This window comes from Streptococcus sp. FSL R7-0248 (assembly GCF_037967965.1).
GTDB lineage: Bacteria > Bacillota > Bacilli > Lactobacillales > Streptococcaceae > Streptococcus.
This window is the reverse complement of sequence record NZ_CP150201.1, coordinates 741,330-767,058: the sequence shown is the minus strand read 5'-3', so window position 1 is coordinate 767,058 and position 25,729 is coordinate 741,330. Positions and strand designations below refer to the sequence as shown.

Below are 25,729 nucleotides of genomic sequence, written 5' to 3'. Positions count from 1 at the left end.
TTTATTTTATTTTGCTTTTACTTCAAAACCTTCTGCTACACCTTCAGCAAAGTTTTCTTCAACAATGCTAGCACAGTGATCACAGATAGTCGCGTTGTAGCTACGTTCTTTAGTAGTTGGATCGATACGACGACAACGGTCACAGACATCACCTGTAGCACGTTCTACTGTGAATGCCACGCCTTCAAAGCTTACAGCAGATTCAGGTGCTTCTCCTTCAGCAATAGTCAATGCTGAAACAATCAAAAGTTGAGCAAGGTTAGTGTTCAAACCTTCAATAAGTTCTTTGACTTCATCATCAGGATAGATAGTCAAATGAGCTTCAAGCGATTTACCAATAACTTTTTCATTACGAGCTTCTTCCAAAGCTTTTTGAGCTTGGCCACGGAAATCCATGAAGGCATTCCATCTTTCAAGAAGTGCATCTTGGCCCACAAAATATTCTGCTTCTGGCAACTCTGACAATTGAACATAGTCTTCTGTTTCAAATTCAAGATATGACCAAATTTCTTCTGCAGTATGAGGAAGGATTGGAGTCAAGAGTTTTGTAATCTTAACAAGAATATCGTAGAAGACTGTTTGCATTTGACGACGTTCAAGTGATTCCGCACTCTCAATATAAACCACATCTTTGGCAAAATCAAGATAGAATGCAGACAACTCAACGTTAATAAAGTTAACCAAGGCTTTGTAGATAGTCAAGAACTCAAAGTTTGCATAGGCATCACGAATAATCTTAACTAATTGGTTAAATCGAATAGTCATGTACTGATCTACAGAACGCAAGTCTTCAAAGGCTACTGCATCAGTTGTTGGATTGAAGTCAGAAGTATTGGCAATCAAGAAACGGAGTGTGTTACGAATCTTACGATAAGATTCTGATACTTGACTAAGGATATCCATTGAGATACGAACGTCATTAGTTGTATCAACACTTGTTACCCAAAGACGAAGAATTTCAGCACCAAATTGTTTCTCAACATCACTAGGAGCAATTGTGTTACCGAGCGATTTAGACATCTTCTCACCCTTACCATCAAGCGCAAAACCTTGAGACAAGAGTTGCTTATATGGTGCAACACCATTATTGGCAACAGATGTAATAAGAGATGAATTAAACCATCCACGGTATTGGTCTGAACCTTCGAGATAGAGGTCAGCTGGATAAGTTAACTCAGGACGGTTAACAACAACACCGTTCCATGATGAGCCTGAGTCAAACCATACGTCCATAATGTCAGTTTCTTTAGTAAACTCGCCGTTTGGTGAGCCAGGATGTGTAAAACCTTCTGGAAGAAGATCTTTGGCATCACGTTCCCACCAAATAACTGAACCGTGTTCTTCGAAAAGTTTAGCCACATGTTCGATAGTTTCTTCAGTCATGATTGGTGTTTTATCTTCAGCATAGAAGATTGGGAGTGGCACACCCCAAGCACGCTGACGAGAGATTACCCAGTCACCACGGTCACGAATCATGTTGTAGAGACGAACTTTACCCCACTCAGAATGGAATTTAACTTTTTCAATCTCATCCAGAATCTCTTGACGGAATTTAGAAACAGATGCAAACCACTGTGGTACTGCACGCCAGATGATTGGTTTCTTCGTACGCCAGTCGAATGGGTATGAGTGTGAGATTTCTTCTTTGGCAAGGAGTAAATCGCCGAGTTTTTCCATAACAATTGGAGCCACTTTATCGTAGAACTGACCTTCAAAATCAGGTCCAGCATTTCCCATCATGATACCACGCTCATTAACGGTTACGGCAACTTCAAGACCATTAGCAATACCTACGTTATAGTCATCCTCACCAAAACCAGGAGCCGTATGGACGATACCTGTACCTGAATCTGTAGTAACGTGGTCACCAAGAATAACAAGCTCATCAACTTCTGTATCCCATGGGTGTTCAGTCACAATTTTATTTAATTCTTCACCACGGTATGATTGAAGTACTTCCACATCTGTCCAACCGAATTTCTCAGAAAGACTATTAAGTAATTCAGAAGCAACAACAAATTTGCGGTCTTCTCCGGCAGGTTTTACGAGAACGTATTCGATATCAGCACCAACAGTCAATCCACGTGAAGCTGTTACTGTAAATGGTGTTGTTGTCCAAACTACGATATATGTATCTGTGTCTAGTACTCCTTTACCATCCTTAACCTTATTGGCATAGTAAAGTGAAGTTGAAACCAAATCATGGTACTCAATTTCTGCTTCAGCAAGCGCTGATTCTGATGACCATGACCAATAAACTGGTTTTGCACCTTGATAGATGTAACCTTTTTTAGCCATCTCACCAAAGACACGAATCTGAGCTGCTTCATAATCTGGTGTCAAAGTAACATATGGGTTATCCCAATCAGCCGAAACACCAAGACGTTTGAAATCTTCACGTTGTTTGTCAACTTGTGAAAGTGCATAATCGCGACACATCTTAAGATATTCAGCACGATTAAGTTCTTTACGTTTCACACCTTGTTTTGCCAACACTTGTTCAATTGGAAGACCATGCGTATCCCAACCAGGCACGTAAGGAGCATAGAAACCAGACATTGATTTTGAACGCACAATGATATCCTTAGAAATTTTATTCATCGCATGACCAACGTGAATATTACCATTGGCATAAGGAGGACCATCATGAAGAGTGAAGTGAGGTTTACCTTGGTTCAACTCTTGACGACGTTGATACATCTTAGCTTCTTCCCACTCTTTTTGCCAGATTGGTTCTTTGTTAGGAAGTCCAGCTCGCATTGGAAAGGCTGTCTTACCTAGATTTAAGGTTTCTTTGAGTTTCATTATATCTCCTCTTTAATTTAATTTACTAAATAAAAAGAGCCTTCATCAAAAAGGACGAAAGCTCGTGGTACCACCTTAATTCAGAGCAAAAGAATTTGCTCCCTCATATGTCCGTAAGGAGGACCATCCTTCTAACTTACTTATTTCAGTTAGAATGCTTGAAAATGATAACTATCCAAATAGGGAATGTGGGACTCACACCATCTCCCACTCGCTGTTAATATACTTGGTAAGTTGTATTTTTCTTATTCGCTAATATTCAATTTAAACGTTTGTGTTTCGTTTAGATTAATTTCACCTGTTGTCTCAGGTTGCAAATCAAAATCTTCATCTACTGGTGCTGAAGTTGGGAAATCTGCCACTTCACTCTCGAAAGTGTCTGGAATACCAAAATCAACTGGAGTTGAAACAACTTCGTTTGTTTCATCAACTTCTGGACTAGAGAAATCTTCAACTTGCTTATTACTTTCAGCAACGCGACGTTGAAGTTCAGCCATTTCATCAGGAGTGAATTGACGAGTTGCATCAAATGAAGCTGCATCATTTGAATCAGGTACATGCTCATCCAAAACTTTTTCAACAACTTCTTTAAAGGCAGCATCTGAATTTTGAAGATAAATAGCTGTTGGTTGCAACAATTCACCCCATTCTGGAGCACTTGCTAAGCTAAGCTGACCTTCAACTGCAGCCAATAGGCGTTGGTGGAAGACACGACTTTGACGTTTAAGTTCTTCTGTTTCGATGGCAACACGTTTGGCTTCATCTGTTGCATCACGAAGAATTTCAGATGCCTTAGATTTAGCTTCTTCAACCAAATGAGTAGCATTGAAGTTAGCCTTATTAATTAAGTTAGCTGATTCGTCAGCCGCTGAAGCTTTAACTTTTTCTGCTGTTTCTTGAGCCAAAATAACTGATTGACTCAATGATTCTTTCATTTCATCAAAATAAGCCAATTTTTCTTCGAGCTCTTTTACACGAGCAGCAAGTTCACGATTGTCACGAACTAAATCTTCATAATCGTCTACAATAATATCAAGAAATTCATCAACTTCTTGCTCATTATATCCACGAAATTTAGTTGTAAACTGTTTATCTTTAATATCAAGTGCTGTAATAGCCATTACAGGCCTCCTTTATTTTTCATTACCATATTTAATGGTTTAAATTAAATAACTACTTTTTTCTCCGTCTTAACAGACTTTCAATAACGATTTTAGCTTTCCCGAACTTTGAAAATCCGTCTTGTTGAGCTAGTCGAAATCGACCATAACCTCTAACCGAAATCATATCACCAATAATAACTGCCTGATCAGCCTTCTCAACTTGTCTATAATTTAATTTTACTTTTCCTGAAGCAATAAGTTTTAAGGCGTTAGAACGAGATAAGTTTAATACCGTCGCTAACACATTATCAAGACGCATACTGGAAAGTAAGACAAAAGTTTTTGAATACTTTTCTTGATTTGAAATCCAATCGTCTTTACTTACTTCTTTTAGAGTAACCGAAACATTACCAATCTTAGTAATAGTCATTATCGCATAACTTGCTAAATGAGAAGCAATGTAAAATTGAACGCGTCCTTCTTCATCAAGAATAATATCTCCAAATACTTGACGATCAAGACCAAGCTGATTAATCAGTGCTCCCAAAACTTTTGGGTGTGTCAATTTATTGAACTGTCTCGCATATGAGATTTCTAATCGTTTAATTTCAAAGTCATCTTCTTCAAGCTCGTAATAATCGGGAGCAAGTATCACTCTTCCATACTCTTCAGATTCAAGAGTTGAACTCACAAAAAATTTTAAATTGTAATAATGAGCCAACTCTTCAACAATCTGAATTTCACGAGGATTCAAGAAATCAGTTAAGTAAGGACTGTACCTCTCATCAACTAAATGACAAAATCCCCTAACCTTCTCTAGAAAAGGTCGTTCATCTAACGAGTAATGCTGTTCAATTTTTTTAATATCTGACATCAGAGTAGAATAAATCTAAGAATTCTAAGTGAAAAGTTTAGTAGAAGTACAATTACGATTATTGAAAAATCAATACCAGCAAAAGCTAAATTCAGGCGACGAAATGGTGCGAGAATCGGTTGAACAATTTGTCTAATGATTCTTCCAAGGCTAGTATCATAAGCTCCTGGAAACCAGGATAACAAAGCATAGACTACAAGAAGAATCTCTATCACGTTAACAACACGTGCCCAAATAACATAAAGTAATACTGACATCACTTAACGTCTCTTCATGTCGAAGTCAAAATTAGCTTCTTGGTTGCCGTGAGCCAAACCAATCTCTTCAATGTCAACTACGACATTAATTGGCGTAAGCAAATACATTGAAGAGCCGACTTTTTGCAAGTTGCCTGTAAGTACCTTGCTAGCACCATCAATAAAGTCAAGACAACGACGAGCTTGCGCTTCCAACATATATTGAAAATCGATTAAAACACATTCATTTTCAATCAATAGTTCTACAATTTCCTGAGCATCTTCATACTTTTTAGGATATTTAATTGCAATTGTTGTTTTAGTTGTATTCATTTGTTGTGGTCCCTGATTTGCTTGTGAACGACTCAGAGGTAAACTACGAAGGACTTGAGTTTCCTGTAAGTCTGAATTAACATGTTGGCGACGAGGAGGGACTGTTGCCTGAGAACGCTCAGGTTGACGTTGCTGACGAGGAGGTGGTGTCTGCACAGGTCTCTGTGCTTTTACTGGACGTGCTTTTACTGGACGTGCTTTAGCCTCTTCTTTAGCAGCATCTTCATAATCTGTTACTTCGTCGGTATCAAAATATGAAACAATTTTATCAATTGCGTCTTTTAATGCCATAAGGTTATTCTCCGTTCTCTTTAAAGAATGCACTGCCTATTCTGACAAAGGTTGATCCATTCTGAATAGCCATGTCATAGTCTCGACTCATCCCCATGCTTAACTGATCACAAGGAACATTCTTTAGTTTTTTCTCTTGAATTGATTGTCTAAGCTCATTTGTCTCAGAAAAAATCTTATCAAGTTCTTGATCATCTGCATCAATTGGAGCCATAGTCATTAGTCCAACTATACAAATGTTATCAAGATTTTCAATTTGTTTTAGAACAGTATCAAGTTCTTCAGCTGAAAAACCATGTTTTGATTCCTCCCCTGAAACGTTAACTTGTAGGAAGCAATTAATAGTATGGTCGGCACGCTTTTGAATTTCCTCTGCTAATTTAACAGAATCCAAAGCATGAAAATAATCAACTAAATTAATAACATCCTTTACTTTACGACGTTGCAAAGTACCAATAAGGTGCCAAGTCAAATCATAATTTTTTAAAGATTGATACTTATCTAAGAATTTATCAACGCGATTTTCAGCAATATGCTTAATTCCCGTTTGAACCAATTCTTCAGCGACATCACTTGAAACATATTTGGTTACGGCAATAATATTGACTTCATCACTAGAACGATTAGCCTTTTCACATGCTTCTTTTACCGCTTGATAAACATTATTTTTATTCTCTTCTATAGTCATTATTAACGATTTTTAAAGAATGGTGGTGTCTCCAATTCATCATCATCTTCAACATCACTTGAGAATGTAGACATAGTCAATTGACTATCTAGTTGACCAGTTTCAGGACGAGAAATATTATCACGTCTCAAATCCCAATTACCAAAAGCTGACTGCTCTTGTTGAGGAGCTGCCGCTGCAGGACGAACTCCTGGTTGTGGCATTGAAGGTGTTTCATTATAGTCAAAATTTGGTTGACGTTCAAATGAAGGTTGAGAGACTGGACGTTGTTCTTCTTGAACAACTTGTTGAGTAGGAGCTGATGGTTGTGAAGGAGCTGTAGTCACTTTACGTGGTTGAGCTTTGATACCAGATACTTTTTCAGCACGATCTTTGCGAACACCAGTTGCAACAACTGTTACACGGATTTCATCTTTCAATGTATCATCGATTGATGTACCAAGCCAAATGTTAACACCGTTACCAGCTGCTTGACCAACAATTTCAGAAGCTTCTTCTGCTTCTGTAAGCGTCATATCAAGACCACCAGTTACGTTAACGATAACATCTTCTGCACCATCAATAGTAGTTTCAAGAAGTGGTGAATAGATTGCTTTGCGTGCAGCTTCAACAATACGTTCTTCACCAGACCCAATACCGATACCCATAAGTGCATTACCTTTATTGGCCATAACTGTTTTCACATCGGCAAAGTCGAGGTTAATCAAACCTGGGTTAGTGATAAGGTCAGTAATACCTTGAACCCCTTGACGAAGAACATTATCTGCTTCACTAAGAGCTTCAAGAAGAGGTGTTTTCTTATCAACGATTTCAAGAAGGTTATTGTTAGAGATAATAAGAAGGGTATCAACTTGCTCACGCAACTCTTGAATTCCTTCGACAGCAAAGGCACCACGTTTGTTACCTTCAAATCCAAATGGACGTGTCACAACTGCAACTGTCAATGCACCCAAACTTTTCGCAATACGTGCAATAACTGGTGCTGCCCCTGTACCAGAGCCACCACCCATACCAGCAGTGATAAAGACCATATCAGCACCTGTAAGTGCTTCTGTAAGTGTTTCTTCACTTTCTTCAGCTGCCTTACGACCAACTTCAGGTTGACCTCCGGCACCAAGACCACGAGTCAATTTAGGACCCAATTGGATTACTGTTTCTGCTTTAGAAGAACTGAGTGCTTGAATATCAGTATTAGCTGCAATAAATTCAACACCAGCAAGACCTTCTTCAATCATTCGGTTGATAGCGTTTCCGCCACCTCCACCGACACCGATAACTTTAATTACCGCACCTTGAACTGATGCGCTATCAAATGAAAAACTCATTTTATTTCCTCGCTTTTACTAGATTCAATTAATCAAACATACTGCCGAAAATTCCACGAACACGATCACCAAGTTTTTGTTTTTGTTCATGATTTTCTTCTCCAACTGGCAGAGGTACCTCAATAGTGTTCTCAACAGGAATAGGATTTGGTTGAGGAGCCACTCGAGGTGCTGGAGCAGGAGTTCTATCAAAACTCAAGGAAGGAGTCTCATTGTCGATTGGTTTACGACGAAGATACTCTTCACCAGACACAGCCTGTTGCGCGATGATGTCAACTTCTGTAAGAAGACCAACATACTCAACAAGACTAATCACATTTGCAAACATTGGATTACGGATACCAACTTGGTTTGGCACGTAAAGTTTAACATTTGTTTCAAAAATCTCTTGAGCAACTTCAACCACACCTGGCATGATAGCTGTTCCACCTACAAGGACAATGCCACCAGGCAAATCAAGTAGACGTCCTCGAGTCAAGTCTTGTTTAACTCTATCAAGGATATGCTTCACACGAGCTGAGATAATCTCAGCAAGGTATTTTTCTGTAATTTCAACAGGTGAATTCTCACCTACAACCTCTACTTGGACAGTTTCTGTTTCGCTTGCTTCTTCAATATCTGCATTACCAAAATTGAACTTAAGCGCTTCAGCAATCTGCATTGAAGTCTTCAAAACTTTTGAAATATCCTTAGTGATGTACTCGCCACCTTCAGAATAAATATTGGTAAATTGAAGTTCTTGAGCACGCATGCTTGCAACAGTTGTTTGACCGCCACCCATATCAATAACAGTAGCACCAAACTCACGTTCACCTTCATTCAGAACAGCACGTGTCATTGCAAGAGGAGAGATGATAATATTCTCTACTTGAATACCAGCACGTTCAACTGTCTTACGAAGGTTGTGAAGAATTGTTGTTGGTCCTGTATAAATGAGACCTCTCATTTCAAGACGAATCCCCATCATTCCACGAGGATCACGAATTCCTTGGAAGCCATCAACAATAAACTCTTCAGGAACTAGTGAGATAACCTCACGCTCAGGTGTAATGCTCTTTGTCAAGGCTGAGCGAACAACACTTTCAACATCTTCATCTTTGATTTCTTTTGATTCACTTGTTACAGGAATCATACCTTGTGTAGGCTCAATTTGAAGAAGATTAGCTGGAAGCCCAACGTTCACTTGCTCAATAACAATCCCAGCTTTTTCTTCTGCTTGTTCAATAGCTGTTTTGATTGTTTTCGCTGCAGCGTCAATGTCAACAATGATGCCATCTTTCACACCAGAACTCTTAACATTACTTACACCGATGACATTCATTGATCCATCAATAAACTCAGCAACAAGAACCTTAATCGAGCTAGTTCCTATATCTAATCCTGTAAAAAAGCCATCTCTAGCCATTCACTCGACCTCTCAATCTTTCCATTCAATATCTTTGTAAACTGTATAAAAACAGAATTATTCGGATACTATTGTACCATAAAAAAACGTAAAATGTCAGCATTTTACGTTTTTTATTATTCAATATTAGCCTTGGGCAGGGGAAGGACGAAGAGTTGTTTCTTGACCAACAGTTGGATTTTCTTGTCCTTGAATACCCGGATTTTCAGAATTAGACTCTTCCTCAGAATGCTGTTCAGTTGATGTTGTAGTATCTTGATCTTCTTCAGAAGTTGTATTTTCATCCTTTTTATCAGTCTTATCTTTGTCTTTCTTTTTATCCCCATCAGTTTTTGATGATTCAACCTCAGGAGTCGTTGTATAAAGTCCAACTTCCATATCAACAATACTTCCATCTGAAAGTTGGTTCTTAATTTTCTCGTAGTAAGGGAGCTTAACCGTTAATTGAGAAAGAGGAACACGAATGGAATTGCCATCATACAGCTCAATCGTTAGTAAATCTGAAGTTGCTTTAGTTGGCGTAAGATTAATAATTTGAATATTATTCTTGATTTTTGAATCAAGTTTATTTAATTCTTTTACTAAATCTTCGATTTTCTTCTCGTCATCCATCTTTAAAGTGATGAATTTATCAGGTAGATTGCTAGTTGAAACCGTTCCTCCTGTCTTACCACTTTCAAGAATAGAAACATAACCATTTGTAGTTTGACGATAAGCAACAATTGGGTATTCTTTTACTGCAATATTAAATTGATTTGGAAAACTATAAGTTACTGTAGCCTTTTTAACCCAAACATTGGTTTTTTCAACAGTTGATGCAATCTTTCCTTGGTTGAAAAAGACATGAGTGATATAGTCTGTATCAAGAATTCCACTTGCAACTTTCACATCTTCTGGTAGAGCATTTTTTGTTCCTGATACAGTGAGAACCTTTTGTTTTGACCAAGGTGAAATAAAGAAAAGTGAAAATACGATTAGGAGTGCAGCGATAAAAACAACTAGTCCCGCAAGATTTTGTTGTGCAATTGGAATATTACTACTCGTATTCCCTTTTTTTCGTTTCTTCTTTTTGGTCTTTTTTTTCTTTCTAACCTTCTTTTTCACTGGTGGCTGGCTCTCATTTGAAGTCGCTCCTTCTGAATGAACGACCTTTCCATTCGCAAATTCTTCAGAATCTTCGGTTTCTTTTTTTCTCAAAAATTCGAGGTTTCTCTTCTGCCACTCTGTGAGAACTTGTTTTTCTTGTGATTCTTGATCCTTTTTTGCCATGAAATTCCTTTATTTTTTTGAAATACTAGTCACTAATAGGTTATAAAAATCATCAGGAGAAGTGATTTCCTCAGATTTAGCCATAGCTTCTTTGTAAGTCTCTGCATGTTCAACAAGTTGTTCAAGCTCATGATTTAAGGTTTCCCAACTTAACTCTGCTTCCTGTAATTGACGTGCGTAACCTTTTCGTTCAAAATAGGCAGCATTTTCAAGTTGGTCTCCTCGGCTAGCTTCTTTCCCTAAAGGAATAATTAAATGAAGTTTTTTCATAGCTAACAATTCAAAAATCGTATTTGAACCACCACGAGTGACAACTAAATCTGCCGTATCCATAAGAGGTTGATACAAATCTGTCACATAATCAACTCTATAAAGATGACGTTCTAAGGTATTCAATGAAGAGTCCCCAGAAATATTAATGACATTATATTTTTCAGTCAGTTGTGGAGTATTACTAATAAAATCATTAAATACCTTTGCACCAGCTGATCCACCTATGAAAAGGACAGTTTTTAACTTGTCATCAAACTGTACTTTAATCTTATCCAGAGCATCAGACTGATTGGACGTTGCCATCCCTACCTTTGTAATAGCACCTATATGTTTTGTCTTCGCCAATCCTTTAGATTGTTCAAAAGTCGTAAACATAGTAGTCGCAAATTTATAGGCAATCTTATTGGCCAAGCCCATAGAAAGATCAGACTCATGCACATATACAGGAACGCCTAATAACTTAGAAGCAATTACCGGTGGCACTGAGACAAATCCACCTTTTGAAAAGAGTGCTTGAGGACGAATCTTGGCAATAATTGCAATTGACTGTAGAATCCCCCAACCAACTTTAAAGACATCCAACATATTTTGCCATGAGAAATAACGACGTAGTTTACCTGTAGCAATACTATGGAATGTCACATCCAAGCCAGATTTATCAATTTGCTCGTGTTCAATTCCGTGCTTATCACCAATATAGTGCACTTCCCATCCATCTTTTAGAAATTTTGGAATTAAGATAAGATTTAAAGTCACATGTCCAACAGTTCCACCACCGGTAAAAACAATTTTTTTCGCTTTTGCCATAGCCTATCCCTTCAATTGCTCAACAGTTGTGATAAATTCGTCACCACGCACTTCGAAATTCTTGTACATATCCCAGCTTGCATTTGCAGGGCTCAACAAGACAACATCTCCTGCACTGGCTTGATCAAAAGCAATACGTGTCGCATCTGCCACATCTTTGGCATCAAGATAAGTTACTCCTGCTTTATCAGCAGCACGCTTGACACGAGGAGCTGATTCCCCTAAAATCACCATTTTCTTAAGACCGGTAATGTCAGGAATGAGTTCATCAAATTCATTACCACGGTCCAAACCACCAGCAATCAAAATGACTTTACTATTATCAAAACCAGAAAGTGCTTTTTGTGTCGCTAAAATATTAGTTGACTTACTATCATTATAGAATTTCACTTCATCGATAGTATCAACGAATTGGAGACGGTGCTTAACACCACCAAAACTTGCGAGGGTTTCCTTTATAGCTTGGTTTGAAATACCTGACAATTTTGCTACAGCTATAGTTGCCAAGGCATTTTCAACATTGTGACTACCAGGAACGCCAATTTCATCAGCTCGCATCACTAATTCACCTTTGAAGTAAAGAGCACCATTTTCAAGATAGGCACCATCTACTTTTTCCACTGTTGAGAATGAAACTACTTGTGCCTTAGTTTGTGTAGCTAATTCCTTAGCTAAATCTTGATTGAAGTTCAAAACAACAAAATCATCCACAGTCATTTGATTTTGAATATTCCACTTAGCAGCCACATATGCTTCAAAACTACCATGATAGTCAATATGTGTCGGCATCAAGTTAGTAATCACAGCAATATGTGGATGGAAGCTGTCAATCCCCATCAATTGGAAAGAAGACAATTCCATAACTAAGGTATCTTGATTAGTTACTGACTGTGCAACTTCTGACGCAGGGAAACCAATATTCCCAGACAAGACACCTGATTTACCACCATGATTTAAGACATCAGCAATCATAGTTGTCGTTGTTGTCTTACCATTTGACCCTGTAATACCGATAATAGGTGCTTCAGATACTAGATAGGCCAATTCCACTTCAGTCCAAACCGGAATACCTTTTTCTAGTGCACGAGCTACCATTGGATTGTCATAACGAATTCCAGGATTTTTCACCATTAATTCAAAATTTTCATCCAAAAGTTCAAGAGGATGTCCGCCGCAAACAACCTTAATGCCTTCTTCAAGAAGGGCTTGGGCCGATGGATTTTCCTCAAATGGTTTACCATCATTTACTGTGACAATAGCACCCAACTTAGCCAATAGGCGAGCAGCTGCTTCACCAGATTTAGCCAAGCCAAGGACCAAAACTTTTTTATTTTCAAATTGTGTTACTGATTTCATAATTCGTCCATTCTCTCAAATTGTATCATAATCATTTTACCCTTTATCCCAAGCTATTTCAAGGAGTTACCTCTTCTTGGTAAAAGAAAAAGCCAATCTATCAGACTGACTTTTAATCTCATGCTACTTATTTATCTTCATGCTCAGCTTTTTCATGATTAAGGTCCGACATGGCGAAAAAATCTTTCAAGGTGAAATAGCTCAATACAAGCATTCCAACTGTAACAAAGAACTCACCAGGTAGGCTGAAGAATTTAATAATTGATAGCACTGCCAAAAGTAGGAGCAATGCTAAGGTAGCCATGACAAAGAGAAGATTCATGGTGTTTTTTACCGACTTTGGTGCAATAAAGAAATAGAATGATGCAATCAATACAGCAACAATCAGATAAAACATCTCTTCTCCTCTCTATATATTATTCAGCTTCTGCTGCTTTTTTCTTACGTTTATTGGCTTTATCACGCTCTGCTTTATTCAAAATTTGTTTACGCAAGCGGATAGATTCAGGCGTTACTTCCATGTATTCATCATCATCCAAGAATTCAAGTGATTCTTCAAGAGTCAAGATACGTGGAGTCTTGATAACAGCCGTTTGGTCCTTAGTTGCTGAACGCACGTTTGTCATTTGTTTTGCTGTAGTGATATTGACACCAAGGTCATTTTCACGAGCATTTTCACCAACAATCATACCTTCATAAACTTCAGTACCTGGGTTAACAAAGATTGTACCACGTTCTTCAATACGCATAATTGAGTAAGTTGTCGCTTTACCTGTATCGATAGAAACGAGGGCACCACGGTGACGTCCACCAATTTCACCAGCAACAACTGGCAAGTATTGGTCGAAGGTATGGTTCATGATACCGTAACCACGTGTCATAGACAAGAATTCAGTAGAGAATCCGATAAGTCCACGAGCTGGTACAAGGAAGATAAGGCGAGTTTGACCGTTACCAACCATTTGCATATCAAGCATGTCACCTTTGCGTTCTGAAAGGGCTTGGATGATAGAACCTTGGTACTCTTCTGGAGTATCAATTTGAACACGTTCAAATGGCTCACATTTCACGCCATCAATTTCTTTGATGATAACTTCTGGACGAGACACTTGAAGTTCGTATCCTTCACGACGCATTGTTTCAATAAGGATAGACAAGTGCAATTCACCACGACCTGATACAGTCCATTTATCTGGAGAATCAGTTGGATCAACACGAAGAGAAACGTCTGTTTGCAACTCTGCCAAAAGACGCTCTTCAACCTTACGTGATGTCACGTGTTTACCTTCACGGCCGGCAAACGGTGAGTTATTCGCCAAGAAAGTCATTTGAAGTGTTGGTTCGTCAATACGAAGAACTGGCAATGGTTCAACAGCATCAGTTGGTGTAATTGTTTCACCAACGAAGATGTCTTCCATACCTGAGATGGCAATCAAATCACCAGCTTTTGCTTCTTCAATTTCACGACGTTCCAAACCAAAGAAACCGAAAAGTTTAGTAACACGGAAGTTCTTTGTTGTTCCGTCAAGTTTTGAAAGGGTAACTTGGTCACCAACTTTTACAGTTCCACGGAAGATACGTCCAATACCGATACGACCAACGAAATCATTGTAGTCAAGAAGCGACACTTGGAATTGAAGAGGCTCATCTGAGTTATCTACAGGAGCTGGGATGTGATCAATAATAGTGTCAAAGATTGGAGCCATAGTGTGCTCTTGATCAGCAGGGTTATCTGACAATGATGATGTACCGTTAATCGCTGACGCATACACAACTGGGAATTCCAACTGATCATCATCGGCACCAAGCTCGATGAAGAGTTCAAGAACCTCATCAACAACTTCTTCCGGACGTGCTGATGGTTTATCAATCTTGTTAACAACAACGATAGGTGTCAAGTTTTGCTCAAGCGCTTTTTTCAGCACAAAACGTGTTTGAGGCATTGTACCTTCGTAGGCATCGACAACAAGGACAACCCCATCAACCATTTTCATGATCCGTTCAACTTCTCCACCGAAGTCCGCGTGACCTGGTGTATCCATGATGTTGATACGTGTACCGTTATAAGCAACGGCTGTATTTTTGGCAAGAATTGTAATTCCACGTTCTTTTTCAAGATCGTTTGAGTCCATTGCACGCTCATCAAGCTCTTTACGCTCATCAAGAGTGTGTGATTGTTTCAACAATTCATCAACAAGTGTTGTTTTACCGTGGTCAACGTGGGCAATGATGGCTACGTTACGGATATCTTCTCTAAGTTTAGTCATTTTTTCCTCTTTAATTTTTATTTCAACTTTTAAAGTATACCACATTTTCAACAAAATGGCAGAGCTCAGCTGATTGTAAACGTTTTTCAACAAGAAAAAGGTGCTGTCCACCTATAATTGGTCAGACACACCTTCTGTCATTAGTTATCAATTGTAAGTGCAAGACTAGCAGCTCCAATAATACCAGCATCATTTCCAAGCTCTGCTAATTTCACTTTTGTTGTACGGCGAACTTGTGGGAATGCATAACGTGTAAAGTATCCTTCAACACGGCTACGCAAGAATTCACCAGCTGCTGAAACACCACCACCGATTACAACTGAATCTGGGTTAAGAATGTTTGAAATGTTTGCTGTTGCAAGTCCGAGATATTGAGAGACTTTATCAACAATGCTATTAGCAAACTTATCACCTTCAGCAGCAGCTACGAAGATATCTTTACTTGTCACTTGCTCACCATTATCTACAGCAGCTTTAATAGAAGAGTTCCCTTCGTATCCTTCTGCCAAATGACGTGCTAAACGTACAACACCTGTTGCTGAAGCTACAGTTTCCAAACACCCCTTGTTTCCGCATGTACATTCAAATCCTGTTTCAGGTTCAACAATAATGTGACCAATTTCACCACCAGCACCGGCAACACCATGAATTAAATTACCATCAGCTATAACACCGCCACCAACACCTGTACCCAATGTTACAAAGACAACATCAGGATTGTTAGCACCAGCACCAACCCAACGTTCCCCCAGTGCAGCCACATTAGCATCATTATCAATAGCGAATGGAATACCAAGTTCTTTTTCAATGACAGAGCCAACTTCTTGAGTTTCTGCCCAGTTCAAGTTAAAAGCACCCGTTACTGTTTTATTTTCACGGTCAACTGCTCCTGGAGATCCCATACCAATGCCAATGAAGTCTTCAGCAGTAAGTCCATACATTTCCAAACGGTGTTTCAAGGATTCAACAATGTTAGGAACAATGTGGCGACCATTTTCAAGCGTATTTGTCTCAATAGCCCATTTTTCTTGCACTTCACCTTCCGAAGTCAAAATACCAAACTTAACAGTTGTTCCACCAAGGTCAATTCCTAAGAGTTTTTTAGCCATTTTCTTTCTCCATTTCAATGCGATGTTCACGTCGTAAAATCATTTCAGCAGTAAGATAGTTGTCCTTGTCCACTAAACCATTCTGGTAGAGGGCTTCTAATTCAATCTTCATCATTTCGATATCATAGAGCCTTTTCCCTAGGTAAACCACTATGCCAAACTGTTTCAACAACTGTTGAACGTCATATAAAGTTTTCATAGCAATATTTTAGCAAAAAGCTTCTGCCATGACAAGATAGTTTTGAAAACCTTTACAGATTATTGTATACTTCAAGACTTAAAAAACCTAAGTCATTAAGACTCAGGTTATTGACAGTTTGGGCAAATCCCATGTAATATCATCTGTTCACGAGTAATGCGAAAACCAGTTTGTGATTCTACCTCTTCCTTGAAAGACGGAATCGGTAGGTCTAAGTCGGTAATGTGACCGCATTTTTCACAAACAATATTTAAGTGATCATGTCCCATAAAATCATAATAGGTTGTATTATCATTATTAACCTTAATTTCAGAGACAATCCCTTCTTCAACCAACACCTTCAGGTTGTTATAGACCGTCGCCAAGCTCATCCCAGGATTGTCAGGGAGAAGGTCATAATATATCACATCTGCACTAGGGTGTTGATCAGACATCATCAAATAACGAATAACAGCTTTACGAGATTCCGTCAACCGAATTCCCTTAGCTTTTAACTGATTTAGGACATCTTCATAAACGCCTAGACTACGTCGATGCTCAGACATATCGCCGCCTCCCTTCTTCTAAAAGTATTTTACGTTTATTATACACTTTTAGAGGAACTCTTGACAATCATCTTAACTCAAAAATGCTTATCTCAATCCAGGTGCTTGTCCAAGTTCAGCAGTCAACATCCAGATTGTCTTATCAATTTCAGATTTAGCTGCAGTGAAGATATCATTCGAAGGAGCATCTCCTTCTGCATCTGTGATATCCAAACCAACTTGGAACAATACTGACAAATACTTGTATGTATCAACCAATAATTGAATTTGATCAGACATCGATTTATCAAATGTACCAGTAGTTTCAGTCAAGCCTGAATTAGATGAAAATTCTACCAAAGTTGAGTATGGTTCCCCACCGATAGTAATCAAACGTTCACTAATAACATCAAGATGAGCATTCAAACTATCCATCAATTCATCCATTTTTGGATGAAGATAGAGGAAACCAGGACCACGCATATACCAATGAACTTGGTGAACAATTGAAGCTGCTACAGACAAATCAGCAACTGCTTGATTCAAAACTGCTTTAGTTTTTGTATTTGTTGGAGTTTCAGCTTGTTGGTTAACTGTTTCATTGATTGTTTCTTTAATTGAATCTACCATATTAATTCTCCTTATTTAGAATTATTATTATTTACACTTTTATTTTAGAATATTTCTAAATAATATGCAAGTGAAATGCTTTTTCTCATTCTTTTTCGAATAATTAGGTATGTTAAGCATTATTTATTTTTTTCTAGGAGCCTCTTTAGGCTCATTTATCGGACTAGTTTGTGATCGTTTTCCTGAGAACTCGATTATTTTTCCTAGTAGTCACTGTAGCCATTGCAAGCATCAGTTGCGTTTTTTCGAGATGATTCCTATCCTCTCACAACTTTTCTTAAGATCTCGATGTCGTTCATGTCAGACTCCTATCCCTTTTCGTTACCTCTTTATGGAACTATTTTGTGGGGTAATATGTCTTCTATATTTCTATGACTTTTTAAGTCTTGAAGTAACCTACTTTCTTTACTTCAGCCTTTGTTTATCTATTTTTGATTTGCAACAGAAATCCTATCCACTTCTGATCTGGATAGTTGGAACAGTCCCACTCCTATTCATGGGCAACTATTACCTCACATTTGCCATAGGGATAATCCTCGCTTTCCTTTCTTTTATAAAACATCTAAATATTGGGGAAGGTGATTTTCTCTACTTAGCAAGTGCCTCACTTATTTTCCCATTTTCAAAAATACTTCTAACTATCGAGCTTGCGTGCCTATTAGGGCTAGCGTATTTCCTTATACGAAGAAATCTTAAGGAATGTATCGCATTTGTCCCATTTCTTTTTCTAGGGATTGTACTTCTTACCTTTTATTCAATTGTATAGAAAAAAGCCGATAAACTCGGCTTTCTTTATTAGTTCATATTAACACGGTGCCACTCATTAATAACATAAGAGAGCATTCCTAATTGTTGGAGACCCCAACCGCTGATTTCATCTGAATTTTCAGTTGATCCACCAAGGTAACGTGTATAGATTGCAACCATATAAGGTGTATCTTCCATAACGATAGCATCAACGTTAAGTGCTTCACGGACATAACCTGGTTTTTGGTAAATTGTCAGATTAGGAAGATATGTCTTATAGTACTCATTAGGGAATGACTCACCAATGTAGTGGAGAATATCTTTGTAATTATCTTGGTGTTTCCAAAGGTAATCCAAAACTTGGATGTAATAATCCGTCGTTGTCTTATTACCATGCATTTGGATAGTTTTCACTTCACCTTTTGATTTACCATATTTATCAAGCATGCCATAGAATTTTTCCATACCACCAAGGCGTTCCGCCAAAGCATAGGCTGGAGTATTCTCAGAGTAAACAAGAGAATACTCTTGCATTTCTGGAATAGTCATTGAACCACCGAAAGCAGCAACATAATTATCATGTTCGCCTTGATACTCATACTCAGTATTAGTAATATCAAAACGTTCAGTTAAAGAAAGTTTTCCTTTATTAACCTCATCCATGACAAGCATGTTTAGTGGCAATTTATAAGTTGATCCTGCAGTCATTGGCTGAGTATCATTCATAGAGAATTGCTCATTTGTCTTGGTATTTTTATATGAAAAGGCAATTTGGCTAGACTCGATACCTTGGTCAGCCATAAAAGCTTCAACCACTTGGTTCAATGTCATGTTAGCATAATCATAATACAATCCATTACCATACATGGTATCTGCATCTGCTTCCATGACTGCTTGTTTAGCTTCGGCTGATTTATTAGTTGGAGTTACCTTTTCCTCTTTTTCTTTGTCTTCTTTTTTAGTGACTTTAGAACTAGAGCCGAAGATATTTCCAAGGCTACCAGTGTGACCAGCTTGTTTACCACGTCCTGCTAAAGCAAGCATGGCAACAAACAGAAGAATTACCAAAACACCTAGGAAGGCTAAGATAATATAAGCTTTTTTATCATCACGAGATGATTTTGATTTAGCTTTAGATTTCTTAGAGCGCTTACTTCTAAGTGCCAAAGTTTCAGTTTTTGCTTCGTTTTCCTTGTGTTCAACTGGTACTACTGTTTCCTCAGCTGACTTCTTGTCTACTGATTTTTTAGAAGTCTTTTTAGCATCTTTTTTCGATGCTTTTTTGTTGTCTTTCTTAGCGCCTTTTTTGACATCTTTTTTAGTATCTTTAGTGTCTTTTTGGACGTCTTTTTGAAGGTCTTGTTTTACCGAATCTTTCTTTTTATCTTTAGTTTTTCGGCGGCTTCCACTATACTTTTTGCTTGAATGTTTTTTCTTTTTTTTCATAACAATTATAGTTTAAGCTATAATTCACTAAAAATCAAGGAGATTTTACAATCATATTACAAAAAAATTATCCCCAATAGTGAGGATAATTTTAAACTTATTTAGCTGCTGCATAAAGCTCAGCAACTTTATTCCAGTTAATGATTTCAAAGAAAGCTTTGATGTAGTTTGGACGTACGTTACGGTAGTTTAGGTAGTATGCATGTTCCCAAACATCAAGTGCCAAGATTGGTTTCTTACCGTCTGAGATAGGAGTATCTTGGTTAGCAGTTGAAACGACTTCAAGCTTACCTTCAGCGTTAACAACAAGCCATGCCCAACCTGAACCAAAACGAGTTGTTGCTGCTGCTGTGAAAGCTTCTTGGAAAGCTTCAAATGAGCCGAAAGCTTCGTTAATAGCAGCTGCTACTTCTGCAGTTGGTTCTTGTTTTTCAGGAGACAAGAGTTCCCAGAAAAGTGCGTGATTAAGGTGTCCACCACCATTGTTAATAAGTGCTTGACGAATATCTGCTGGAATTTGTTCCACGTCAGCCAAAAGTGCTTCGAGATCTTCACCAATTTCTGGGTGTTTTTCAAGAGCAGCATTAGCATTTGCTACATAAGTTGCGTGGTGTTTATCGTGGTGAAGAGTCATTGTTTCAGCATCAATGTATGGTTCCAAAGCGTCGTAAGCGTAAGGAAGGTCTGGAAGGATAATTGCCATAGTAAAGGTCCTCTTTTCATTTTTTCTTCATTTTACCGTAAAGTGGTAGAGCTTTCAAAAATTTTGCTTACAAAATCAAAGAAAACTCCAAATTTCTAGCGGTTTGATACGATTTTTAAAAGTGCTAAATCAAACAAGTAATCTTTATCTAAAGTTCCTGTTTTTATCTGGTAATCTGTCTCTACTAAAATCTTAATCGTCTTTTTTAAGAATGCTACTGACAAAGGACGGCTATCTCTCAGTGCAAAACGAACCTGAAATTGATTGACTTTACGCCCTAAATAATCTGACAGACTTGAAACAATTTGCTGCTCACTTTTGCCTTGAGCAGATAAGAGTTTAACCTGTAAATAGGTACGAAATTGTCCCAACATAACAGCAATCAACTTAATCTCATCTTCACCCTGAAGCCGTAAATCATGAACCAATTCACGAACACTCTGGATCTGGCCTCGCAAAAGAAGTTGCGTCATATCAAAAATATTATCTTGCAAACTTTTAGGAATGGCCTCAGCAATATCTTGCGATGAGATATTTCCTTCCGTTTTATACCCCTTTAGAAAAGCTAAGTTTTTTTGAACATCTGAAAAGTCAAAATTTGACTTAATCAAAAGTTCCTCAAAGACTCCTGTGTCAAATGTAAGCCCCTCTTGATGCGCCTGCTTTTGAAAATAGGTTCTAAGTTCTGCATCTTTTAAAGGACTGGCTTCAAGCACCATGGCATCACGTTTGAGAAGTTTGACTAAACGACGCTTTCCATCTAGCTTTCCTGCAGACATCAAGACAAGACGTGTTGTTTCAACAGGAGACTCAAGATAATTTTCAAGGCGCTTCAACTCTTTCTCATCCAGATACGATTTTTTAGCAGTAGTCATATCCGCGAAATGATCAAAAATGACCACCTTTTCATCTGCAAAAAAAGGCATGCTTTCTAAATCGAGCTCAGCATCTTGATAATCAGTCTCAGACATATCAAAATAAGAATAGGTTAAGTCACCCGGATCAAAACCAATTTGTTTTAAAAATTTTTCTTTTGCTTGACTATACTGCCCTAAATCCTCGCCCGCCAAGACCGTTATCATGGGGAGCTTTTCTTTGGACAGCTTTTCAATCGTTTCCATAGCAATCATGGTTTTATTATAACAGATTTTTCACCATAACAAAAAGCCCACCACCAAAGTGATGAACTTTACTTTATTAACCAGAGTTACGAAGACCTGTTGCAATACCATTTATGGTAATGTGAATAAGGCTAATTTCGTCATCGGTCAAATCATTGTTACGAAGACGTTTAATCAATTCAATTTGGATGTAGTTCAAGACATTGAAGTATGGTAAACGGAAGTCCAAACTTGCTTTAAGTGATGGACTTTCATCAAGGAAGCCATCATGTTTTTCAATAGCAAGAATAACATCCTTAGTCAACTGCCACTCATCCAAAATAATATTGAAGACACTGCGTACTTCTTCACTCTCTGCCAATTGTGCATAGTGGAAGGCGATATTCATGTCTGATTTTGAAAGCACCATGTCCACGTTTGACAAAAGTGAACGGAAGAATGGCCATGTTTCAAACATATGTTGAAGTTTCTCAAGGTTGCCTTCTTCAGCTTGGATAAAGCGATTAAAGGCAGAACCCACACCATACCAACCTGGGAACATGATACGGTTTTGTGACCATGAGAATACCCAAGGAATCGCACGAAGACCAGAAATCTCAGTAATAGTCTTACGAGCCGCTGGACGAGAACCGATATTCAAACTTGAGACTTCTTTAATAGGGCTTGCTTCAAAGAAGTAATCATAGAAATGTTCGTTTCCAAAGACAAGGTCACGATAAATAACATTTGAATCGTGAACAATTCCGTCCATAACCTCACGGAAATCAACCAATTCTTCTGGATCGGCAATTTGACGTGTCACCATACGGTCAAGAGCAGCTGAAACAAGCATTTCAAGATTGTAGTAAGCAGCATCCTTGTTGCCATATTTATTACCGATAACCTCACCTTGTTCAGTCAAGCGGATACGGTCTTTGATTGTACCAAATGGTTGAGAAGTAATGGCATCATATGATGGGCCACCACCACGACCAACAGTACCACCACGACCATGGAAGAAGGTAATCTTAATACCACGCTCTTCCCCAATCTTAGTCAATTCATTTTGAGCCTTGTAGAGGGTCCAACCAGATGACAAGTAACCACCATCTTTGTTAGAGTCTGAGTAACCCAACATGATTTCTTGGTAATTGTTACTATTTTTAATCCAACGTTTAACGATATCATAACCAAGGTATTGTTTCATGATATCATTAGAGTTTTCCAAGTCTTCGATAGTTTCAAAAAGTGGAACGATTTGGACACGCGCACGTTCTGTATCAACCAAGCCAACTTCTTTAAGAAGGATAGCCAACTCAAACATATCAGAAACGCTCTCAGTGTGAGAAATGATATGTTGTTTGATGACATCTTCACCAATATAGTCTTTCAAGAGACGAGCTGTACGGAAGATTGCCAATTCTTTTTCAAGAATTTCTGACTTAGGCACATTAGTTGATGACAAAGTACGAGGATCTTCTTGCAATTCTTTGAGAAGAACCGCAACCTTTTCAACCTCAGTCAATTCACTATAGTTATCAACAATATTAGCAGACTTAAGCAATTCTGCCACACAAGTTTCATGAACGCTTGAATCCTGACGCATATCGATTGTAGCAAGATAGAAACCAAAGACTTCTACAGCTTGGAGAAGCTCTTCAAAATCACCTGAAATTAAGACAGCATCGTCGTTTTCAAGAAGTGAATTTTTGATTGCCAAAAGATCATCATGGAAATCCTCAGCTGTTTCATAAAATTCAGTCGTTTGTTGTGAGACAGCTTGAAGACTTTGGCTGAGACGTTGTTGCACGTAATCAGCTACTACTTCACCCGTTGAAGCTGAGCCTAGACGAACATTTTCAGAAAGACGTTTGGCAACTCTTTCCTTGCTAAAGTTTCCTTCTTTAAAGAAAAGAAGTGTCTGAATCAACTTAGACTGAATGTAACTGAAAGCACGACGGTAAGGTTCATTTTCACGATAAACAGATGTATCTGGAGAATGTTTCGCCATCTCTGCTACTGTATCTGAAACCTCAGTCAAGCGTGATGAGAGGGAGAATGAACGGTAAAGATTATCAACTTTTTCGATATAGTAATTGAGGATAACTTCACTTTGTACTGTTGCAGAAAGTTTAAGAGTTTCTGCTGTTACAAATGGGTTCCCGTCACGGTCACCACCAATCCACATCCCCATAGTAATAGGTGTTGGATTGTCAAGTTTGATACCTTTTTCAACCGCTAAACGTTTGAATTCATGCGATAAGTTCGTAATCGCCTTAATCAATGAGGAGTTATAATACTCCATAACGTTAGTGATTTCGTTTTTAACCTTAAGTTTTTTCTCACGAATGATATCTGTTTGCATCATGATTTCTACATAACGACGCAAATCTGCATACCATTTATCCTTGTTGATAAGACCAGCCTTAACATCACGATGCTTACGGAGAAGTTCGTGAATGTGATTAGTCAATTCAAGCATGGTTTTACGTTGAACCTGAGTTGGGTGGGCTGTCAATACTGGCACAACATTGACATTTTCAAGAATGTCACGTGCATTTTCACTTTCAGCGACAACATCAAAGGTTTCAGACAACTTACCTAGATAAGATTCATCAATATTGTTCTTGTGGTTGACTTCATAAGCCAAATCCACGTCTTCAGAGATATTAATCAAAAGAGGTAACAAAGAGAAATAACGTGATGCAACGACCATATCGTCATTTGTCATTTCTGAAATGGCTTGTGTAAGGGCCACATAGTCACCTTCATCATAAAGCTCAACCAAATGTTGAATAGTTGTGAGACCTTGCTCTCCAGCCATGCCTCGTGTTGCATCATCCAACAATTCTTTCAAGATACCAACTTCTTCAGAGATGATTTCCTGGTTGTTACTGCTTTCCAATTTGTTAAAAGCCAAACCTTATTCTCCTTACTTTATGTAGTACCCTCTTATCATATCACTTTTAAAACAAAAGTAAACTATTTTCCTTTAAATCGTCAGTTATTTTGCAATTTTCCGACTTTTTCAAACAAATTTTCAAGGCTATTTCCGAACTTTATAAAAAAGACTCTGAAACAGAGTTCAGAATCTTAATTATACTTTTCTTGATAGAATTTGATTTCATCGCCATCTTCAACCTTAAGTTGGTTGGCTGCTTTTTCACCAAGTTTACCATTGACATCAAACATCCAATAGATTCCCTTATCTTTATCTTGAGAAATACCATCAATCTCAGTGATGAAGCCATCGTTTTCTTGAACAGGATATACCTCTTCCAAGACATCAAGCACTGTATCCCCTTTTTGGATTTCTACTGATTTTTTCTTACTTTCCTTATCTGTTTTCAAAATCAAAGTCACTTGACCTTGAACCTTAGACTGATGATTATTTGTGCTGCTAGTAAGTTTAGCTGCCTCATTTTTTCCACAGGCTGCTAGAGTAACAAGTGATAAAGCAAGAAAAATATATGTCGCTAATTTTTTCATTTCAAAAACCTCCTAAAAATAGACTGGATGAATGGATAGAATAGAAGCGTCGATACTGCATGATAGGTGTCGTAAAGCAGACCAGAAATAACAAAGGTAATCCCACTTCTAAATAGGAGGCCATAGCTATAATCCATGAGAACCCCATAGAGAAAGGACAAGAGAGTTACCAAAGCAATCTGCCAAACAAGTGACAACCTAGGTGCAATCAAACTCCAAAGAGCCATCAAGACGCCGAAGGCCAGAATCTGATTAAAGACCCAAGGACCAAAACCAAAGATGAATCCTGAGATGGACATGGTTAAAGCCATAATCAACAGACCATCTACCAAACCCAAGTAAAGAACAGCCACAAAAAACATAGCTGTAATAGGCTGAATATTTGGCAATCCTATAAATGCTGACCGCAATCCTACTGCCAGAGCTGACAGAATGGCTATTCGAGCCATTCGTTGAATCGTTAGTTTCATACATCTATTATGCCAGAAATAAGGAAATATGACTAGTTTTTAAAAATAAAAACTAAAGATTTCTTGAAATACAGAGTAAGATCGTACAAATTGAAGAAAATAATGTCCCTTGTTGCCTCTCCCAAATATCAAACGGTTTGAGCAGGCTGAATATTTGATATAAAAAGTGTACTCTCATTCACTATCCTCTGTCATCTTGACAACAGTAAATAATTAAGTTTGATTAATTATAAAAGTTAACTTGACTTATTTTTTATTTTAAAGTATATTAAACTCAAGG

At 38.0% G+C, this 25,729-nt stretch carries 24 protein-coding genes; 1 reads left to right on the top strand and 23 read right to left on the bottom strand.

Features of this window, described 5'->3' with window-relative positions:
• Positions 1-6: 6 nt before the first annotated feature.
• The 17 genes from ileS to NYE32_RS03755 all read right to left on the bottom strand — a co-directional run bounded on the left by ileS (position 7) and on the right by NYE32_RS03755 (position 17,494).
• Positions 7-2,805, bottom strand: a complete 2,799-nt coding sequence (gene ileS, locus NYE32_RS03835; protein ID WP_037600942.1) for an isoleucine--tRNA ligase — start codon at positions 2,803-2,805, stop codon at positions 7-9.
• A gap of 245 nt (positions 2,806-3,050) precedes the next feature.
• On the bottom strand, positions 3,051-3,926 hold the full coding sequence (locus NYE32_RS03830) for a DivIVA domain-containing protein (RefSeq protein WP_037600939.1): 876 nt from the start codon (positions 3,924-3,926) through the stop codon (positions 3,051-3,053).
• Between the two features lie 52 nt (positions 3,927-3,978).
• Complete coding sequence (locus tag NYE32_RS03825) at positions 3,979-4,782, bottom strand: YlmH/Sll1252 family protein (RefSeq protein WP_339157093.1); 804 nt, start codon at positions 4,780-4,782, stop codon at positions 3,979-3,981.
• Positions 4,782-5,039 carry a YggT family protein gene (locus tag NYE32_RS03820; RefSeq protein ID WP_002890670.1) on the bottom strand — a complete coding sequence of 86 codons (258 nt, stop codon included), beginning with the start codon at positions 5,037-5,039 and terminating at the stop codon, positions 4,782-4,784. Before NYE32_RS03820 ends, NYE32_RS03825 begins: the two co-directional genes overlap by 1 nt.
• Positions 5,040-5,042: 3 nt before the next feature.
• Positions 5,043-5,642, bottom strand: coding sequence for a cell division protein SepF (locus NYE32_RS03815; protein WP_049528752.1), 600 nt, complete (start codon positions 5,640-5,642; stop codon positions 5,043-5,045).
• Positions 5,643-5,646: 4 nt separating this feature from the next.
• Positions 5,647-6,330: a YggS family pyridoxal phosphate-dependent enzyme gene (locus NYE32_RS03810; RefSeq protein WP_339157092.1), complete on the bottom strand. Its 684-nt coding sequence runs from the start codon at positions 6,328-6,330 to the stop codon at positions 5,647-5,649.
• 2 nt (positions 6,331-6,332) lie between these two features.
• Entirely contained in the window at positions 6,333-7,655 is a 1,323-nt protein-coding gene (gene ftsZ / locus NYE32_RS03805) for a cell division protein FtsZ (RefSeq protein WP_037600927.1), read from the bottom strand.
• Between the two features lie 28 nt (positions 7,656-7,683).
• Complete coding sequence (gene ftsA / locus NYE32_RS03800; protein WP_155212968.1) at positions 7,684-9,060, bottom strand: cell division protein FtsA; 1,377 nt, start codon at positions 9,058-9,060, stop codon at positions 7,684-7,686.
• A 126-nt stretch (positions 9,061-9,186) separates the two neighbouring features.
• Positions 9,187-10,329 carry an FtsQ-type POTRA domain-containing protein gene (locus NYE32_RS03795; protein ID WP_339157091.1) on the bottom strand — a complete coding sequence of 381 codons (1,143 nt, stop codon included), beginning with the start codon at positions 10,327-10,329 and terminating at the stop codon, positions 9,187-9,189.
• A 9-nt stretch (positions 10,330-10,338) separates the two neighbouring features.
• Positions 10,339-11,409, bottom strand: coding sequence for a UDP-N-acetylglucosamine--N-acetylmuramyl-(pentapeptide) pyrophosphoryl-undecaprenol N-acetylglucosamine transferase (locus NYE32_RS03790; RefSeq protein WP_049545838.1), 1,071 nt, complete (start codon positions 11,407-11,409; stop codon positions 10,339-10,341).
• Positions 11,410-11,412: 3 nt separating this feature from the next.
• Positions 11,413-12,765: a UDP-N-acetylmuramoyl-L-alanine--D-glutamate ligase gene (gene murD, locus NYE32_RS03785; RefSeq protein ID WP_064524713.1), complete on the bottom strand. Its 1,353-nt coding sequence runs from the start codon at positions 12,763-12,765 to the stop codon at positions 11,413-11,415.
• Positions 12,766-12,892: 127 nt separating this feature from the next.
• Positions 12,893-13,162: a DUF3165 family protein gene (locus NYE32_RS03780; protein ID WP_064524715.1), complete on the bottom strand. Its 270-nt coding sequence runs from the start codon at positions 13,160-13,162 to the stop codon at positions 12,893-12,895.
• Positions 13,163-13,181: 19 nt separating this feature from the next.
• Positions 13,182-15,032 carry a translational GTPase TypA gene (typA, locus tag NYE32_RS03775; protein WP_002884130.1) on the bottom strand — a complete coding sequence of 617 codons (1,851 nt, stop codon included), beginning with the start codon at positions 15,030-15,032 and terminating at the stop codon, positions 13,182-13,184.
• A 140-nt stretch (positions 15,033-15,172) separates the two neighbouring features.
• Positions 15,173-16,141, bottom strand: coding sequence for an ROK family glucokinase (locus NYE32_RS03770; RefSeq protein WP_037600464.1), 969 nt, complete (start codon positions 16,139-16,141; stop codon positions 15,173-15,175).
• Positions 16,134-16,340: a YqgQ family protein gene (locus tag NYE32_RS03765; protein ID WP_002890657.1), complete on the bottom strand. Its 207-nt coding sequence runs from the start codon at positions 16,338-16,340 to the stop codon at positions 16,134-16,136. Before NYE32_RS03765 ends, NYE32_RS03770 begins: the two co-directional genes overlap by 8 nt.
• Before the next feature lie 107 nt (positions 16,341-16,447).
• Positions 16,448-16,885 (bottom strand): Fur family transcriptional regulator, encoded by a 438-nt coding sequence (locus tag NYE32_RS03760; RefSeq protein ID WP_002884117.1) that lies wholly within the window; start codon positions 16,883-16,885, stop codon positions 16,448-16,450.
• An 87-nt stretch (positions 16,886-16,972) separates the two neighbouring features.
• The gene (locus NYE32_RS03755; protein WP_021144375.1) at positions 16,973-17,494 is read right to left on the bottom strand and encodes a Dps family protein; all 522 of its coding nucleotides are present in this window, start codon (positions 17,492-17,494) and stop codon (positions 16,973-16,975) included.
• A gap of 109 nt (positions 17,495-17,603) precedes the next feature.
• Here NYE32_RS03755 and NYE32_RS03750 point away from each other — a divergent pair, with 109 nt between their 5' ends.
• Positions 17,604-18,260, top strand: coding sequence for an A24 family peptidase (locus tag NYE32_RS03750; RefSeq protein WP_021144376.1), 657 nt, complete (start codon positions 17,604-17,606; stop codon positions 18,258-18,260).
• 29 nt (positions 18,261-18,289) lie between these two features.
• Here the strand turns inward: NYE32_RS03750 and NYE32_RS03745 are convergent, their stop codons facing one another.
• From NYE32_RS03745 to NYE32_RS03720, 6 genes are all read right to left on the bottom strand, one after another.
• On the bottom strand, positions 18,290-19,687 hold the full coding sequence (locus NYE32_RS03745) for a serine hydrolase (RefSeq protein WP_339157090.1): 1,398 nt from the start codon (positions 19,685-19,687) through the stop codon (positions 18,290-18,292).
• 97 nt (positions 19,688-19,784) lie between these two features.
• Entirely contained in the window at positions 19,785-20,390 is a 606-nt protein-coding gene (gene sodA, locus NYE32_RS03740; RefSeq protein WP_004182735.1) for a superoxide dismutase SodA, read from the bottom strand.
• A 95-nt stretch (positions 20,391-20,485) separates the two neighbouring features.
• Complete coding sequence (holA, locus tag NYE32_RS03735) at positions 20,486-21,520, bottom strand: DNA polymerase III subunit delta (protein ID WP_257056682.1); 1,035 nt, start codon at positions 21,518-21,520, stop codon at positions 20,486-20,488.
• Positions 21,521-21,587: 67 nt separating this feature from the next.
• Positions 21,588-24,410, bottom strand: a complete 2,823-nt coding sequence (ppc, locus tag NYE32_RS03730; protein WP_060972752.1) for a phosphoenolpyruvate carboxylase — start codon at positions 24,408-24,410, stop codon at positions 21,588-21,590.
• Between the two features lie 173 nt (positions 24,411-24,583).
• Positions 24,584-24,979, bottom strand: coding sequence for a DUF4430 domain-containing protein (locus tag NYE32_RS03725; RefSeq protein WP_002890648.1), 396 nt, complete (start codon positions 24,977-24,979; stop codon positions 24,584-24,586).
• Positions 24,976-25,449, bottom strand: coding sequence for a substrate-specific component CbrT of cobalamin ECF transporter (locus NYE32_RS03720; RefSeq protein ID WP_021147012.1), 474 nt, complete (start codon positions 25,447-25,449; stop codon positions 24,976-24,978). Before NYE32_RS03720 ends, NYE32_RS03725 begins: the two co-directional genes overlap by 4 nt.
• Positions 25,450-25,729 lie beyond the last annotated feature (280 nt).